Source organism: Roseivirga ehrenbergii, assembly GCF_001593005.1.
In the GTDB taxonomy this organism is placed as follows: Bacteria; Bacteroidota; Bacteroidia; order Cytophagales; family Cyclobacteriaceae; genus Roseivirga; species Roseivirga ehrenbergii.
Genome location: NZ_LQZQ01000045.1, coordinates 891,562 through 907,730, shown reverse-complemented (window position 1 = coordinate 907,730; position 16,169 = coordinate 891,562). Strand labels below are relative to the sequence as shown.

General features: G+C 39.3%; 14 protein-coding genes. 8 read left to right on the top strand and 6 right to left on the bottom strand.

What is annotated here, in order from left to right:
- Positions 1-321 precede the first annotated feature (321 nt).
- Both MB14_RS14165 and MB14_RS14160 read right to left on the bottom strand, forming a co-directional pair.
- Positions 322-978 (bottom strand): hypothetical protein, encoded by a 657-nt coding sequence (locus MB14_RS14165; RefSeq protein WP_062592643.1) that lies wholly within the window; start codon positions 976-978, stop codon positions 322-324.
- Positions 979-1,102: 124 nt separating this feature from the next.
- Positions 1,103-2,317 carry an acyl-CoA dehydrogenase family protein gene (locus MB14_RS14160; RefSeq protein WP_062592641.1) on the bottom strand — a complete coding sequence of 405 codons (1,215 nt, stop codon included), beginning with the start codon at positions 2,315-2,317 and terminating at the stop codon, positions 1,103-1,105.
- Positions 2,318-2,380: 63 nt separating this feature from the next.
- Here MB14_RS14160 and MB14_RS14155 point away from each other — a divergent pair, with 63 nt between their 5' ends.
- Together MB14_RS14155 and katG are read left to right on the top strand one after the other, a co-directional pair.
- Positions 2,381-3,343 (top strand): tryptophan 2,3-dioxygenase family protein, encoded by a 963-nt coding sequence (locus tag MB14_RS14155; protein WP_062592639.1) that lies wholly within the window; start codon positions 2,381-2,383, stop codon positions 3,341-3,343.
- Between the two features lie 426 nt (positions 3,344-3,769).
- Complete coding sequence (katG, locus tag MB14_RS14150) at positions 3,770-5,983, top strand: catalase/peroxidase HPI (protein WP_062592637.1); 2,214 nt, start codon at positions 3,770-3,772, stop codon at positions 5,981-5,983.
- A 163-nt stretch (positions 5,984-6,146) separates the two neighbouring features.
- Here katG and MB14_RS14145 read toward each other — a convergent pair whose 3' ends face one another.
- From MB14_RS14145 to MB14_RS14130, 4 genes are all read right to left on the bottom strand, one after another.
- Positions 6,147-6,434, bottom strand: a complete 288-nt coding sequence (locus tag MB14_RS14145; RefSeq protein WP_084376084.1) for a type II toxin-antitoxin system RelE/ParE family toxin — start codon at positions 6,432-6,434, stop codon at positions 6,147-6,149.
- Entirely contained in the window at positions 6,424-6,657 is a 234-nt protein-coding gene (locus tag MB14_RS14140; protein WP_062302528.1) for a hypothetical protein, read from the bottom strand. The genes MB14_RS14145 and MB14_RS14140 overlap by 11 nt, the downstream gene beginning before the upstream one ends.
- Before the next feature lie 184 nt (positions 6,658-6,841).
- Positions 6,842-7,207: a DUF2200 domain-containing protein gene (locus MB14_RS14135; RefSeq protein WP_062592635.1), complete on the bottom strand. Its 366-nt coding sequence runs from the start codon at positions 7,205-7,207 to the stop codon at positions 6,842-6,844.
- 236 nt (positions 7,208-7,443) lie between these two features.
- A complete protein-coding gene (locus MB14_RS14130) occupies positions 7,444-8,121 on the bottom strand; it encodes a tetratricopeptide repeat protein (protein ID WP_084376093.1) in 678 nt (225 codons plus the stop codon).
- Positions 8,122-8,355: 234 nt separating this feature from the next.
- Here MB14_RS14130 and holA point away from each other — a divergent pair, with 234 nt between their 5' ends.
- From holA to MB14_RS14095, 6 genes are all read left to right on the top strand, one after another.
- Positions 8,356-9,378, top strand: a complete 1,023-nt coding sequence (gene holA / locus MB14_RS14120; protein WP_062592629.1) for a DNA polymerase III subunit delta — start codon at positions 8,356-8,358, stop codon at positions 9,376-9,378.
- A gap of 96 nt (positions 9,379-9,474) precedes the next feature.
- Positions 9,475-12,537 (top strand): tetratricopeptide repeat protein, encoded by a 3,063-nt coding sequence (locus tag MB14_RS14115; protein ID WP_084376083.1) that lies wholly within the window; start codon positions 9,475-9,477, stop codon positions 12,535-12,537.
- Positions 12,506-14,194: a TonB-dependent receptor gene (locus MB14_RS14110; RefSeq protein ID WP_062592625.1), complete on the top strand. Its 1,689-nt coding sequence runs from the start codon at positions 12,506-12,508 to the stop codon at positions 14,192-14,194. The genes MB14_RS14115 and MB14_RS14110 overlap by 32 nt, the downstream gene beginning before the upstream one ends.
- A gap of 85 nt (positions 14,195-14,279) precedes the next feature.
- Entirely contained in the window at positions 14,280-15,098 is an 819-nt protein-coding gene (locus MB14_RS14105) for an SPOR domain-containing protein (RefSeq protein ID WP_062592624.1), read from the top strand.
- Position 15,099: 1 nt separating this feature from the next.
- The gene (locus MB14_RS14100; protein ID WP_062592622.1) at positions 15,100-15,780 is read left to right on the top strand and encodes a MotA/TolQ/ExbB proton channel family protein; all 681 of its coding nucleotides are present in this window, start codon (positions 15,100-15,102) and stop codon (positions 15,778-15,780) included.
- The gene (locus tag MB14_RS14095; RefSeq protein WP_053222024.1) at positions 15,780-16,169 is read left to right on the top strand and encodes an ExbD/TolR family protein; all 390 of its coding nucleotides are present in this window, start codon (positions 15,780-15,782) and stop codon (positions 16,167-16,169) included. Before MB14_RS14100 ends, MB14_RS14095 begins: the two co-directional genes overlap by 1 nt.

Below are 16,169 nucleotides of genomic sequence, written 5' to 3'. Positions count from 1 at the left end.
TACACTTCGGTAAGTATTAATCAATCAGGTGAAACCGTTAAAACGGTTAATACTGGCTAATTCCATAGCCCACGGTTTAAACCGTGGGCTATTTGTTAAATGTATTGTAAAGAATGGTTTTTACCATTTAAACCAGCAGGTAAAATGGACAGAGTCCGGAATGAATAGATGGTAACAGGATGGAAGCGGTTAATTCATAGTTTAAGTGGTTTGTTGGCGAAGAACATTAACAAGGGTGGAATCAAACGTATTAAGCTTACAAAGACCTTTGATTAAGCCCAAAATTGAGCAATTATTTTTATGCATTGTTGGCAATGGTTTTTAACTAATAACCTCAAATTGAGGATACAAAATATACATCAATTTCTTTCCATCATCATTAAGTTTATACTCAAACATTTGACGCTCTGACAAGCTTCTTAAACTAACTTGTCCACTATATTTTTTTTCTGAAATTTTTATTAATCCCATACTCAATAATGAACTACTATATTCATTTGTTATTGGTTGCCCTCTAAAAAAAATAGTTAGTTTCAATAAATCTGGAAGGTAACTTTTATTGACTATTTGAGAAAATTTTTGAAATGTTTTAAAGTCAATTTCTCCATTAATATAAGATTTGAAAATTACAGCAATTATTTTTGGTTTGTTATTGTCGTCAATCTTATTAATTATTTCAAGGAGAGTTTCTCCGACTTTATTATCACTTTCATTATCTATTTTTGACTTCATTTCACTCTTTTCTTTATCAGAAAGAGTTTCTAACTCACGTAAAAATTTAAGAATTTTTTGAACAAACAAATGGTCAGAAATACTGTTTGTTATTTTGTAAATACTTTTTAAAGTTCCAATTATAGGGATTTGATTAATTGCATCATTATCGACTATTAAATCCAAGGTTATTTCACCAAGTTCCGATAAAATATCAGTTCCTCCATTCTCGCTAATTGTTGTGATAAGTGATTTGTCAATTTCCATTGCTGATTTTCAAATTATTGCCAACATTATGTATGAGTCACAAAAGTGACGCATAGCAATGAATAGATGAATTTTTATGACGTTTACACTTAATATATGAGGCATGAACTTCATTTTTAGATTCCTACTTAAAAGCAGGAATCCCTGTAATCTCGGCACCGAGAATTAGCAAGTGAATATCATGTGTTCCTTCATAAGTAACTACAGATTCTAAGTTGGCCATATGGCGCATCATTGGGTATTCGCCTGTAATGCCCATTCCACCATGCATTTGTCTTGCTTCGCGGGCAATATTCAATGCAGTTTCTACTGCATTACGCTTGGCCATAGAAATTTGAGGCGTTGTGGCTTTTCCTTCATTAAAAAGTTGGCCTAAGCGGAAGTTCAATAATTGCGCTTTGGTAATTTCTGTAAGCATTTCTGCCAATTTCTTTTGCTGCAATTGGAAAGAACCGATGGGCTTATCAAACTGGATACGCTCTGCGCAATATTTTCTAGCCGACTCATAGCAATCCATAGCAGCACCAATAGCACCCCAAGCAATGCCATAACGAGCGGAATCCAAACACATCATTGGCGCACCCAAACCGCTTTTGTTCGGCAATAGATTTTCCTTCGGCACTTTCACATTGTCGAATACCAATTCACCAGTAGCACTGGCTCGTAAAGACCATTTGCCATGTGTAGTAGGGGTAGAGAAACCTTCCATACCACGCTCTACAATCAGTCCGTGAATTCTTCCTTCTTCACTTTTCGCCCAAACCACAGCCACATCGGCATGAGGAGCATTTGAAATCCACATTTTCGCGCCATTCAAAAGGTAATGGTCGCCCATGTCTTTAAAATTGGTGGTCATGCCAGAAGGGTTAGAACCGTGATCGGGCTCTGTCAAACCAAAGCAACCCAACCATTCGCCAGAAGCCAGTTTTGGTAAGTATTTATGGCGTTGCTCTTCGTTGCCAAATTTGTAGATAGGGTACATCACCAAAGAGCCTTGTACCGAAGCCGTAGAACGCATGCCTGAGTCACCACGCTCAATTTCTTGCATAATCAAACCGTAAGAAATATAGTCCATACCACCGCAACCATATTTGGTAGGTAACTGAGGCCCAAATGCTCCGATATCCCCAAATTTTTTCACCATTTCGAGCGGGAAATGTGCGTTTTGCGCCCAGCTTTCAATGTAAGGAGAGATTTCTTGTTTTACGAAATCACGCACCGCACCACGCACCATGATGTGCTCTTCGGTAAGCAGCGAATCCATTCCGTAGAAATCAGGGTGTTCAAAAGTATCTTGCTTAGACGATTTCTGGATTTTAGCGTGGTTATCGGTGTTCATATCTTCTTTGGTTTCTAAATATTATCTTTCAAATTTGCACGTATTTCAGTACAATACAAACGTATGAACAACAAGGAAATCGACCAAGGGATATTAGATAGAATTAAAAAACTTGAAGCCAAATACGAAGCAATGGGGCAAGATATGGCTTCATACCTTGATGGTTTACTCCACGCTGATTACCTCAAATATTGGGAATACATCAATTTAGAGTCGCTTTTGGCACTTCAACATCCCAAAACACATTTTCCTGACGAAATGATTTTCATTGTTTATCATCAGTCTACAGAGCTGTATTTCAAACTGATTCTGTGGGAAATGAAACAAATGCAATCGGCTGAACACCCAAACCTTGAATTTTTCACGGCCCGCGTAAAGCGTATTAATAACTACTTCGAACACCTTTGTCATTCTTTTTCCATCATGATTCAAGGCATGGAAAAGGAGCAATTTTTACAGTTCAGAATGTCGCTTTTGCCAGCCTCGGGTTTTCAATCGGCTCAGTATCGAATGATTGAAATTGCATCAACAGACATGATTAACTTGGTTAATCATGAAAAGCGCGATGACTTCGACCCTTATGCTTCAATCGAAGAGCTTTATGATTCTATTTACTGGAAGACAGGAGCTACCGAACTAAAAACAGGCAAAAAAACTTTGACTTTGGATCAATTTGAAGCTAAATATTCTAAAGAATTTGTTCAGTTGGCCAATGAGGTGAAGTCCACCAATTTGAACCAGCTTTATATCCGTTTCTATAAAGAATTAGAAGGAACGGAAGAGCTTGTTGCCGAACTGAAACGTTACGATTTGCTCGCCAATGTTGATTGGCCTTTGGTGCATTATAAGTCGGCCGTACGTTATTTGCAGCGTAATCCAGAAGATATTAAAGCTACGGGGGGAACTAATTGGCAGAAGTATTTACCGCCAAGATTCCAGAAAGTGATGTTCTTTCCTGAATTATGGAATAAAGAAGAACAGAATGAGTGGGGCAAGCATTGGGTAGATCAGAATGTCCTCAACTAATTCAGCTTTTCCATAAAAGGCTTTATTGACCTCTGGATTCGTCTGGAGGTTTTTTGTTTTATAGGCTATAAATGCTATAACCATGTGAAGTAGTTGTATGCACAATGCTTTTCATCCTGACCCCGAGCGCTTCGGGGGAAGGAACTAAGAATTGTTTGCGAAAATGGATTTAGATCCTTCGTTTCACTCAGGAAAAGAAATCGGTAAGTATACTTCAGGTGTTTACTATACATTTTAAAGAGAGTTATATTTTATCCTATAAACCAATTGTGTGCACACTGCTTTTCATCCTGAGTGGCAGCGAAGGAACTAAAGTGCAATCTTAGATCGATATAGTCTTTGTCTATATCTTCATAAAAACTATAAATAAAAATTATCTCAAGGGTTTTCTTAAATTGTATTCGTTAACAATAAAACCTATCGAAAATGGAAAACAACGAACACGCAAAAGTATATGACATGAACAGTGGCGGCAAGTGCCCTTTTCATGGCGGTACAATGAAAAGAACAGCAGGTGGCGGCACTTCAAACCGAGATTGGTGGCCTAACCAATTAAACCTTAACATCCTCCGTCAACACTCTTCGCTTTCAAATCCTTTGGGTGAAGATTTTAATTATGCTGAAGAGTTCAAAAAGCTTGACTTAAAAGCCATTAAGCAAGATCTCTATGATTTAATGACCGACTCTCAAGATTGGTGGCCTGCCGATTATGGTCATTATGGACCATTCTTTATTCGTATGGCTTGGCATAGCGCGGGTACTTACAGAATTCAAGATGGCCGCGGTGGAGCGGGGTCAGGCTCTCAGCGTTTTGCTCCATTGAATAGCTGGCCCGATAACGGCAACTTAGATAAAGCTCGTTTACTGCTTTGGCCAGTTAAGCAGAAATATGGCAATAAAATCTCTTGGGCGGATTTAATGGTTTTAGCTGGGAATTGCGCGCTAGAATCAATGGGCTTAGAAACCTTTGGTTTTGCCGGTGGACGAGAAGATGTTTGGGAACCAGAACAAGATATTTATTGGGGTGCCGAAACCGAATGGTTAGGCGATAAAAGGTATACCGGAGATCGTGAATTGGAGAATCCTCTTGGTGCTGTGCAAATGGGGCTTATTTATGTAAACCCAGAAGGTCCGAATGGCAACCCCGATCCGTTGAAATCTGCTATTGATATTCGTGAAACTTTTGGTCGTATGGCCATGAATGATGAGGAAACTGTAGCTTTAATTGCAGGCGGACACACATTTGGTAAAGCGCATGGTGCTGCTGACCCTGCAAAATATGTAGGTAGAGAGCCAGCTGCAGCCGGTATTGAAGAAATGAGTTTAGGCTGGAAGAACACTTACGGTACTGGCCATGGTGATGATACTATAACGAGTGGAATCGAAGGAGCGTGGACGCCAAATCCAACCCGATGGGATAACGAGTATTTCGATGTGTTGCTCAATTACGATTGGGAGTTAACAAAAAGTCCGGCAGGAGCACACCAATGGACACCAACGGCTGCATCTCATGCACGTCAAGCTCCAGCTGCTGGAAACCCTGCCAATACTCAAGCGCTAATGATGACTACAGCCGATATGGCTTTGAAGATGGATCCGATTTATGGGCCAATTTCAAAACGTTTTCATGAAAATCATGAAGAGTTTGCCGATGCCTTTGCACGTGCTTGGTATAAGCTAACGCACAGAGATATGGGGCCAATATCTCGCTATTTGGGTGCTGAAGTACCTAAAGAAGAGCTGATTTGGCAAGATCCAATTCCTGCGGTTACCCACGAATTGATCAATGATAAAGATGTAACAGATTTAAAGAACGAAATCCTAAATTCAGGACTTTCTGTTTCAGAATTGGTGTCAACTGCTTGGGCTTCCGCTTCGACTTTCCGTGGTTCAGATATGCGCGGTGGTGCCAATGGTGGACGAATTCGTCTTGCTCCGCAAAAGGATTGGGAAGTGAATAACCCAAGTCAATTGGCTAAAGTGTTGAAAACCCTTGAGGGAATTCAGAAAACCTTTGCTAAACCCGTTTCTATGGCTGATTTGATTGTTCTCGGTGGATGCGCTGGAATTGAAAAGGCGGCTAAAGAAGCTGGGCATCATATTACCGTACCATTCACACCAGGCAGGGCAGATGCTTCACTGGAACAAACCGATGTAGAGTCGTTTGGTGCGCTTGAGCCAGCCGCAGATGGTTTCCGTAATTACTTTAAGCCAAGACATAAAGTAACAGCAGAAGAAATGCTTATTGATAAAGCTCAATTGTTAACACTTACTGCTCCTGAAATGACGGCCTTAGTAGGTGGTATGCGTGTGTTGAACACTAATTATGATCAGTCTAATCATGGAGTATTCACCAAGCGTTCAGGTACATTGACCAATGATTTCTTTGTGAACTTGCTGGATTTGAGTACTACATGGAGCGCTACTTCTGACGAACAAAATGAATTCGAAGGACGCGACCGTAAAACTGGCCAAGTAAAATGGACAGGCACTCGTGCCGACCTTATTTTTGGTTCTAACTCTGAATTAAGAGCTTTAGCAGAAGTGTATGGTTCTTCAGATTCAGAAGCAAAGTTTGTGAAGGACTTTGTCGCTGCTTGGGACAAAGTAATGAACCTAGATCGTTTCGATTTGGCTTGATTTAAAGGGTGAAATACCCAGAGTAAATACTGAAAGGTGGTTCTGCAAAGGAACCACCTTTTTTGTTTTTTGAAGGAAATTAGGTGATGAATTTATGCTGTGTAGATAGGTCAGAGTTCTTGATTTTAAATCGTCACAGGTTCTGAGAACCTTCGACAGGGAGTTAGTTCTTTATCCCGTCTTCAAGTTTTACGAGGGAAAACACAGAAATTAAGTTGGCATTAATATCGACTTTATAAACGATTGTATAACCTTTAAAAGTCATATCCCTTATTTCGTCTCTATCAAAGTAGATTGATTTTTTATACTTAAATGGCTGATTCGTTAGTTGTTTACATCTATCAAGAATGTCTGTTTTAAATTTGCGAGCTGCTTTTGGCTTGTCTGCTGCAATGTAGTCTACTTGCTTATTGAGTTTTTTGACGAAGGAGTCGCGAAATTCAATTTTCATATTTGCGAATAGAATTTTCTAATAAGTTGTCTACTTCTTCGATAGAGTAAGCCTTGGATTCTCCAGATTCAAGTCTTTTAAGCTCGTTTTGGACATAGCGTTTGTCGGTCTCAAACGTGCCTTCAGCGTCAAGGATCTGAAGATCTTCCTTCTTAAATTGACTGAGTAGCCAAAGAACTTTGTCAAGAATTTTGTCGCTGACTTTGAGTTTTAATGTTGCCATAAATCAAAGATAAGGTATTTGTGTTTCTTTTTTAATTGACTCCTGTATGATTATAGAAGAGAGTTAGTAAGTTTTTGTTAAACGAGTATTCGCTAAGTTGACCTGAATGGATCTTTTTGAGAGTCATGGAGAAGATGGTGTTAGCCTGATTTATTAGTAGTGAATGACACTCCGGATGAACCATTTACGCAACCCTCAATATCTTCTCCATCTTACGGCCTTTGGCTAACTCATCTACCAGCTTGTCTAGATACCTTACTTGTTGTGTCAATCGGTTTTCAATGTCTTCGATTCGATAACCACAGATTACACCAGTAATAAGTGGAGCATTAGGGTTTAATGCGGCCTTTTGAAAGAACTCTTCGAAAGTTACTTTTTTGTCAATGAGTGCTTGTAGTTGTTTTTTGTCATAGCCAGTTAGCCACTCTATTACTTCGTGCAACTCCTCTATTGTTCGTCCTTTCTTCTCAACTTTTGTAACATAATGTGGGTAAACCGAGGCGAATGACATTTTCGCAATACGCTCATCGTGGTGGCTTGTGTCGGTCATGTGTTGTACTTTAGGGTTTGTATCTCAAGTTAATCAAACTCTTTATATAAAATGAATCTGACTAAAACTTCAATAATAACCTAAAATGAATTGATTTCTGAAGTGGTTACAATTACCCGTCCCTCTTCTCCATAGCTTCGGAGAGAATGACGCTCCGATTAGGTCTTTTTGGACAGTCATCCTGAGTCTGACTCAGGATCCGTTTGCTTTTACCATAAAACAGCAGAGGCTAAAAGCTACCCCTTCTTTCCACTCACCAAACCCTTGGTAAATTTGGCGAAGTCTTTAAAACCCTCTTTGGTGAACACAGATTTGATTACTTCCCAGCGGGTGGTGGGATTTGCGGGAGTAGGTTTTGGTGCTTTGTTTTCTGCTTTAGGCAGCGGATTGGTCTTGGTTGGGTCGTAGCCCACAAGATCGTTTGACCGATCAAAACTTTGTTTTGCTTGGTCTTTATAGCCTAATTTTTCTTCTACCAAACCTTTGTTGTTCAAAGCAATGGCATCTTCTGGGTCTAGTTCAATGGCCTTTTCATAATCGGCAATGGCGCCTTCTAAGTCACCCGTTCTGTCTTTAAAAAAGGCACGGCTAGAGTAACGATAAGGATTGGTAGGCTCAAGTTGGAGTGCTTTCTCAAAATGAAATAAGGCCAATTCATTTTTGTCATTGAGGTGGAGGGCAACGGCATAGTCGCCAATGAAAGAAGCATGGGTAGGGAAGAGTACGGTCAGTTTTTCGAAGTCGGCTAAAGCAGCCTCTAATTGGCCAATTCTAGAAAGGGCTCTGGCGCGGTTGTGCAAACCTGTGGTATGGTTCGGTTCTTTTTGCAGCGCTTTGTTAAAGCATTTTACGCCTTCTTCAAACTTTGCATTCTCGCAGTGTTTAACCCCTTCTTCAATCCACTTTTCAACCATTTCTCTCATTTTGTGCAAATATAATCAGTCAACCCAAGCATTCCCCAAATTGATTCCATTGTTCACTAGTTTTTCCTTTTTCAGCATGCTTTTCATACTCTTTCTTAGAGATGATTGGAATATTTAGATTTGTGGCCGTGGCTTGCCATTTATTTCTAAAACCAGTCAACAGATACTTGCTTTTGTATATGTTAAAACGGAATGCGAATTGTATATTCGTGACAAATTGATTCCATGAGTTTGCATCCTGATCAGGTCTTACAATCATTAAAATCCGGTGACTTCAAACCCGTCTATTTTTTGCAGGGCGAAGAACCTTTTTACATCGATCAAATCTTAGATTATATCGAGGACAACTGTCTTCAAGAAGCTGAAAAAGGCTTTAATCAAACCATTCTTTACGGTAAGGATGTGAGTATGGCCGAGGTGCTGACCCACGCCCGAAGGTTTCCGATGATGGCCGAAAGGCAAGTGGTCATTGTAAAAGAGGCCAAGGATATTCAGGATTTGAATAAAGAAGACGGCCAAAAGCTATTGATTCAATATTTAGAAAAACCTGTGCCCAGTACGGTATTGGTTTTTGGGCATAAGCATAAAAAAGTAGATGGCAGACGGCCTTTGGCGAAAGCCTTGAAAGATAAATCGGTGTTGGTAACCACTACACCCTTAAGAGATTATGAGTTGCCTGCTTGGATTGATAAGTATGTGAAGTCTCAGGGCTACAGCATCAATCAGAACTCGGTGCAAATGCTGGCCGAATACATTGGAACGAACCTAGAAAGGCTTTCCAATGAAATCAGCAAAGTGATTGTGAACCTTGGAGAAGGGAAAACAATCAACGAAGACCTGATTCAGAAGTACGTTGGCATCAGTAAAGAGTACAATGTTTTTGAATTGCAAAAGGCCATTTCGCAGCGCGATATATTAAAGGCCAATAAGATGGTGAATTATTTTGCCGCCAATTCAAAGGCCAACCCTATTATTCCAATGGTGGCGGCTTTGTATTCTTATTATGCCAAACTGCTGATTCTTCACGGAAGTAAAGACCAGTCGGATAAAGGCTTGGCGGCTGCTATGGGTACAAACCCTTTCTTTATAAAGGAATATAAGCTTGCTGCGCGAAATTACCCCGTAGGAAAGGTGATGCAGAATGTGAGTATTCTTCGCGAAGCAGATTTAAGGAGTAAGGGAGTAGGAGCCGGCAGTATGTCGGATGGAGATATTTTTAAGGAATTGGTGTATCGGTTGATGCATTAATAAATAGGTTGAAGAAATTATTCTTGGTGGTAATTGTTCGACAGCAATATTCATAAGAGATTAGAGTTTAGATAAAGAGTGAACAAACAGAGATAAATGAAGCACAAAATTCTTTTGATCGCCACACTGTTCTGTCTTCACGGGTCATTAAACGCACAAAATACACTACATCCATCTAACCCGAATATTTATTTTTCTTCGGGACTAGAACTTTTGGAGATGGAGAAGTATAGCGCAGCCCGTGATCAGTTTGAGCGATACTTGGCCCAAGGCGATGACGAAATTAAAAAGGCAGATGCCGAATACTATATGGCATTTTGCGCCCTCAACCTCGATAATGGCGATGGGGCACAATTAATATCACAATTTGTAAGAAACAGACCTAACCACCCAAAGGCGGCAAAAGCCTATTATAATTTAGGGGTAGTGAGTTTTAAAAATGGTGATTTTACTACTGCTGAAAGATATTTTAAACTGGTAAATCCTTCCGCCCTAAACGGGGAAGAAAGGGTTGAAACCAATTTTAAAATTGCCTATTCGCTGTATGCTTTAAGGCGATACGAGGAATCTGTTCCTTATTTCGATAAAGCCAAAGGGAGTAAAGGGCCTTACTTTGCAGATGCTAATTACTATGCTGGTTATTTGGCATATGCTTATAAGGAGTACGATAAGGCTTTAGTGGATCTGAAAAATGCTGGAACAACTGAAAAGTATAAAAACAGGGTGCCAATTATGGTGGCCAGTGCCTATTATCAACAGAAGCGTTATGGGGAATTGGTGCAATATGCTTCACAGTTTAAAACAGCAATAGCCGAAAATAGAAAGCTGGATTATCTGTATCAGATTTATCAGATGACTGCTGAGTCTTACTACAATCAAGGGCAGTATAAAGAGAGTTTAGAGTATTATGATTTGTACAGCGAACTGGCGCAGCAAAACGTAACACAAGAGACTTTGTACAGAATGGGCTTTGCTTATTACAGCACAGGTCAGGCTGAAGAATCCATTGAGCAGTTTAAGAAAGTGGCGCTTAATAGCGATACGCTTGCTCAAAACGCTTCTTATTATTTAGGAAGGCTTTATGTAGAACAAGAAAATTTCCTTTTTGCCATCGCTGCTTTCGATAAAGCGGCAAGTTTAGGTTTCAATAAAGAAATTCAAGAAGAGGCTGCTTTCAATTCGGCCAAAGTGAATTTTCAAGCCAGTAAATACTCTCAGTCCATTATTGCTTTGGATAAGTTTATGAGAGATTATCCAACAAGTGATTACATTCCTGAGGCTAACAATTTGTTGAGCGAAGCCTTTTTGAATACAAATGATTATTCGAGGGCCATTACGTTTATTGAAAGAATTGAAAACAAATCTGACCGATTAAAAGAAGCCTATCAAAAAGTGACCTTCTTTAAAGGAACCGAGTTTTACAATGCCCGAAAGTATGATAACGCGGTGCAGTTGTTCGATAAGTCATTACAATATCCAATAGATAAGGATTTGGCCACTGCCACTTACTTCTGGAAAGGAGAGGCTTTTGCCACTGCTCGTAATTACCCTCAAGCGATTGCTTCTTATAAGAAGGTAATGACCTCGGGAAGTAGAAATTCAGAATATTTGGTGAAGGCCAATTATGGTTTGGGCTACGCTTACTATAATGGCAAATCATATACCGAAGCCAGAACTTACTTTAAGCGTTATGTAGATGCGCTTGAAAATGCACGCGATAAACAAAATTATAACGATGCGTTGATTAGGCTTGCCGACTGCTATTATGTAGATAAGGAATATGCCAGTGCCATTACATATTATGATAAAGCCATTGGTACAAATAACCCCAATATCGATTATGCTTATTTCCAGAAAGGAGTAGTATATGACTTTGAAGGAAAGCCATCAGAGGCAATTGCTAGTTTAGATGTGGTAATCAATCGTTTTGCTGATTCACGTTATTACGATGATGCCATTTATAAAAAGGCGCAGATTCAGTTAGAAGACCGTCAGTTCCGAAATTCGATTCAAGGTTTTAATCGAATTATTGACAGATTAAGTCAAAGCCCATTTATTCCTTATGCTTACGAAAGCCGAGCTTTGGCCTACTTCAATTTAGAAGACTACGATCAGGCAGAGCGTGACTACAAAACTATTTTGGACAATTATATCACCAGTTCGGTTTCTAATTCGGCCTTGCTTGGTTTGCAGAATACTCTAAAGCTTCAGAATAAAACTATTCAGTTTGATCAATATTTGGCACGTTATAAGAATGCACACCCTGAGAATCAGGCTTTGGAGAACATTGAATTTGAATCGGCCAAAAACTTATTCTTTGGACAAGAATATAGTGCTGCCATTGGTGCTTTAGAAGATTATAGAAAGAATTATCCAAACAGTGGTTTAGTGCACGAAGCTAAATACTACCAAGCAGAAAGCTATTACCGTTTGAGTGACACTGAAAAAGCCTTGGAGATGTTCTATGAAATTAATCGTGACAGCAAAATCACTGGAATGGATCGTGTATACGAACGTATTGGTGAACTTCAATTGAAAGCAGGTGATTTTAAGGAAGCAACCAACTTTTATGGTCAGCTAGAAAAGGTAGCCAAAAGCAAAAGGCAAGAAAACGATGCTTGGTTAGGTTTGTTAGAAGCCCATTATCAATTGAGTGAATATGCTCAAATGCGAATTTATGCTAAGAATATCATTACTAAAGGGGCTGTAACGCAAGAAGCCACCGATAAAGCACAGCTTTATTTAGGCAAAGCGGCCTATGCAGAAGGTAATTTTGATGAAGCCATTGATCAGTTTTTGACCACCCTGAATACAGCTAAAAACCAATATGGAGCCGAAGCACAATTTATGGTGGGTAAAATTTTCTACCAACAAAAGCAATATCAACAGTCGTTGAATACACTTTTTGAGATGAATGAAAACTTCTCGGCCTATGACGAATGGTTGGGTAAAGCTTTCTTGTTGATTGCTGATAACTATATTGCTCTGAATGAGATTTTCCAAGCTAAAGCCACGGTGAATTCAATCATTCAATACTCTCAATTAGATAATATTAAAGAAGATGCAAGAGCCAAGCTGAAACAGATAGAGAAGTTGGAGGCAGAGGCGCCATCGCAAGAAGAAGTAAATGCAGACACCACAAGAAAGGGAGGGAACTAAGATGAAAGACTTCAGATATATTATAGCTCTTGTTTTTGGACTGTTCGCTATTACTGCTTATGGTCAACAAGGTGAGTTGGAAGAATCAGAAATTGTAATTAGAAAGGACAGGAAGATAACCCTTCCGCCAGCTACTAGAAATTTTGAAAAAATTCCTCAGTTGCCTGTACAAAAGGCACAGTCGCATCAAACCTATACTTTTCATGAATACGTGTTGAGCTTAACCCCAATTCAACCCAATTTTAGGGCAGTTAACCTGACCATCAATCAAGCCGAAAAGGCCATAACAGGTAACTACTTCAAACTTGGTTATGGCAACTATGGAACATTGCTGGGTGAAGCTTATTTAGGATCAACCAGAAATCCTAATTACCTGTATAATCTGTATGTAAGACATCGTTCTTCTGCCAGAGGTCCTGTCTTTGATAAAAATTCAGGTGACGCCAAAACAGATGTTGTATTGGGCGGAAAGTTCTTTAATGGAAAGAATACCATTTCTGGCGATATTCAGTATGGCGAAAGAAAAGTCCATTTCTATGGCTATAACCCTGCTCTAGACCTTAGTCCGGATATGGTAGAAAGAAAGTTTAATAGCTTTACTGCTAGGGCTGGAGTAGAAAAAACCGCTTTAGATGAAGTAACTACTTACCATTTTAAAACCAACTGGGATTTCTTCAGAGATAACTTCGAGGCAAAAGAAAGCCGATTTAATTTCGATTTGGGTTTAGGCTACAAGTTTTCAGAAGAACTTCGCTTTAAAGTAGGAGGGAAAGCAACCTTCTCAAGCCGTGAAGACACTGAGAAAATTGGAAGAAATTTTTTCAATGCTAAGCCGCGCTTAGAGTATGCAACAAATAGTTTTAAAGTAAGTGTTGGGGCAAATCTTGCTGGTGATAATGATGATTTAACGCAAATCACTACCACTGCTGATGATGGTTTTAAAGTTTACCCTTATGCTCGATTGGATGTTAACCCAACCAATACCATCAATATTTATGGAGGTTATCAAGGAGATTTGGAATACAATTCGTTCCAAGGCTTTGCTATGGAGAATGCCTTTTTACAGAGAGATTTTATTCTATTAAATACGGATAAGGAAAGCGATATTTTTGCAGGAATAAATTTAGACCTGACCAATGAACTTAGGTTGAACGCAGGGCTTTCAATGGCTTCTATTCAGCGTATGCCGTTTTTTACTAATAGCATAACTGACTCTACTCGTTTTGAGGTATTGTATGATACTGATGCAGTAGATCGTACCAATGTATATGGTGAAGTGGTTTTTGAGAAGACTGGAAATGTGAGAAGCGGTTTGAGGTTTGATTACTTCGATTACACTTTGAGCACTTTAGCCGATCCTTATCATAAGCCACAGTATCAAGCGGTTTTTAATAACATCTTTTACCCCGTGCAAAATTTGAAAGTAACTGCGGACCTCTATTATATGGGAGGACTTGTAGGCTTAAACAGAGAAAGTAGTACTAGGGTGGAAATGGATGATATTGTCGATATGAACTTGGGTGGCGATTATGATCTGAATGAAAGGGTTTCTGTGTTTTTGCAGTTCAAAAATGTTTTTGGAAAAGAGTATGAGCGATACTTGAATTACCCAAGCAGAGGTATTCAAGTGCTAGGTGGGATTACAGTATCCTTCTAATTTTGTAGATTCGCATGAGCCACGCCTTTAATATGGCGGCTATATTTTGTTAATTTGAACAAATATCAACCAATAACTATTTCTTATGGCTGCTAAAAAGAAGAACAGTTCTTCAGACAACAATAAAAAAGGAGGCCGAGCATCAGCTAACGCAGGTAAAAAAAGAGCTCCTAAAAAAGAAGAACCAAAGGTGTCTGACGATGATTTTGGTTTAGATGATATTGATGATTTGAACACCATTGAAGATGGTACCGAAGAATTAGATCTTACAGAAGAAAACGAAACTCCAATTGAGACTCCTGCAGAGGAAGAAGCTATCGTGGAAGAGCCGTTGGTAGAAGAGGAAAAAGAAGAGCCAGTTCCAGTAGTAGTTGCTCAGGTTATCGTAGAAGAAGAAACTCAAGCTCCGGCTCCTGAAAAAAAGGTAGTTATGGAAGAAAAGAAAGAGGAAGAAGAAAAAAAGGGTGGTGGTTTTTGGATAGTCCTAATAGTATTATTGATTGTGGCTGCTGCCATTTACTATTTTGGTTTCTATAATAAAGAAGAACCTAAGCCAGCTCCTGTTGAAAAACCTAAAACGGAGCAACCTAAAGTAGAACCACAGCCTGAGCCAGAACCAGTAAAGGTTGAGGCGCCAAAAGCTGAATTAATTACAATTTCTGCACGTGAAGGACGTTATTTTGCCGTAGTCGGTAGCTTCTTCGATGGCGACTTGGCAGAAGATAAAGGAAACGAATTGGTTGCTTCTGGAATTACGGCTTATGTTCTAAAACCTATTGGAGATGTGAGTTTCCACAGGGTAGGAATCATGATTCCGAATGTGAGTTCAATAAAAGAAGCGGAGGCCACATTGGCATCCTACAGAGAAAAATACGGAAAAGAAGTCTGGGCACTTAAATATTAAAATGACATTTATTCAAGAACTCGCAGCATCTGATTCATTGAACGTTTCAGGTGGCGATGGTGGAGCTTTATTTTGGTTCGATTTATTGTTAAAAGGCGGAATCTGGTTGATTCCTTTATTAGCACTTTGGGTTACAGCGATTTATATATTTTTTGAACGATATAGAAATATCAACAGAGCGTCTAAAACTCCTTTTGAGTTTATGGACAAGATTAAAAACTTGGTTTTAGCTGGCGATATCAATGGAGCGAAACTCCTTTGTTCTCAAACGGAATCACCAATTGCCAAAATGATTGAGAAAGGGATTCACAGAATTGGAAGCCCACTAAAAACCATTGAGGCTTCTATCGAAAATGTAGGTAAAATTGAAGTGTATAAGCTTGAAAAGAACTTGTCAATGCTAGCTACTATTGCAGGAGCAGCACCAATGGTCGGTTTCTTAGGTACGGTAACGGGTATGATTCAAGCCTTTATTGCCATTGCGCAAGAAGAAGGTTCGGTAAGCCCTAAGCTTTTATCTACTGGTATTTACGAAGCTATGATTACAACCGCCTTAGGTTTGGTGGTCGGAATTATAGCCTACCTTGGGTATAATTACCTGGTTTCTAGGGTTCAAAAGGCCATTCATTACATGGAGTACACTTCGGTAGACTTTATTGATTTACTTCAAGAGCCTCAATAATGGATATAAAATCGAAACTTAAAGTAGACGCCAACTTCAGTATGTCATCAATGACAGACATTGTGTTCTTGTTGTTGATCTTCTTTATGTTGACGGCTTCTTTTATTACTCCTTCTGGTTTGCCAGTAAACTTACCTTCCTCAGCGGCTTCAAATATAGTAATGCAGAAAAATAGCGTTACCATTACTGAAAATCTACGCTATTATGTGAATGATAAGGAAGTAACACTTTCAAACTTGGAACAAGAATTGCGTAATGTAATAAGCGGGCCAGACGGCTCGGTTACTTTACATGTAGATAAAACTGTAGATGCCGAATACTTTATGAAAGTGGCGGGCATAGCAGCACTATTAAAGCAAAAAGTGACAATCGTTACAAAACCAGAGTAA

Excerpts from the sequence above, each read along its gene's own strand:
- holA (WP_062592629.1), top strand. The coding sequence starts at position 8,356 with ATGAGTTTGCATCCTGATCAGGTCTTACAATCATTAAAATCCGGTGAC.
- MB14_RS14135 (WP_062592635.1), bottom strand. The coding sequence starts at position 7,207 with ATGACCGACACAAGCCACCACGATGAGCGTATTGCGAAAATGTCATTC.
- MB14_RS14105 (WP_062592624.1), top strand. The coding sequence starts at position 14,280 with ATGGCTGCTAAAAAGAAGAACAGTTCTTCAGACAACAATAAAAAAGGA.
- MB14_RS14140 (WP_062302528.1), bottom strand. The coding sequence starts at position 6,657 with ATGGCAACATTAAAACTCAAAGTCAGCGACAAAATTCTTGACAAAGTT.
- MB14_RS14110 (WP_062592625.1), top strand. The coding sequence starts at position 12,506 with ATGCAGACACCACAAGAAAGGGAGGGAACTAAGATGAAAGACTTCAGA.
- MB14_RS14100 (WP_062592622.1), top strand. The coding sequence starts at position 15,100 with ATGACATTTATTCAAGAACTCGCAGCATCTGATTCATTGAACGTTTCA.
- MB14_RS14165 (WP_062592643.1), bottom strand. The coding sequence starts at position 978 with ATGGAAATTGACAAATCACTTATCACAACAATTAGCGAGAATGGAGGA.
- MB14_RS14160 (WP_062592641.1), bottom strand. The coding sequence starts at position 2,317 with ATGAACACCGATAACCACGCTAAAATCCAGAAATCGTCTAAGCAAGAT.
- MB14_RS14095 (WP_053222024.1), top strand. The coding sequence starts at position 15,780 with ATGGATATAAAATCGAAACTTAAAGTAGACGCCAACTTCAGTATGTCA.
- MB14_RS14145 (WP_084376084.1), bottom strand. The coding sequence starts at position 6,434 with ATGAAAATTGAATTTCGCGACTCCTTCGTCAAAAAACTCAATAAGCAA.
- MB14_RS14115 (WP_084376083.1), top strand. The coding sequence starts at position 9,475 with ATGAAGCACAAAATTCTTTTGATCGCCACACTGTTCTGTCTTCACGGG.
- MB14_RS14130 (WP_084376093.1), bottom strand. The coding sequence starts at position 8,121 with ATGGTTGAAAAGTGGATTGAAGAAGGGGTTAAACACTGCGAGAATGCA.
- katG (WP_062592637.1), top strand. The coding sequence starts at position 3,770 with ATGGAAAACAACGAACACGCAAAAGTATATGACATGAACAGTGGCGGC.
- MB14_RS14155 (WP_062592639.1), top strand. The coding sequence starts at position 2,381 with ATGAACAACAAGGAAATCGACCAAGGGATATTAGATAGAATTAAAAAA.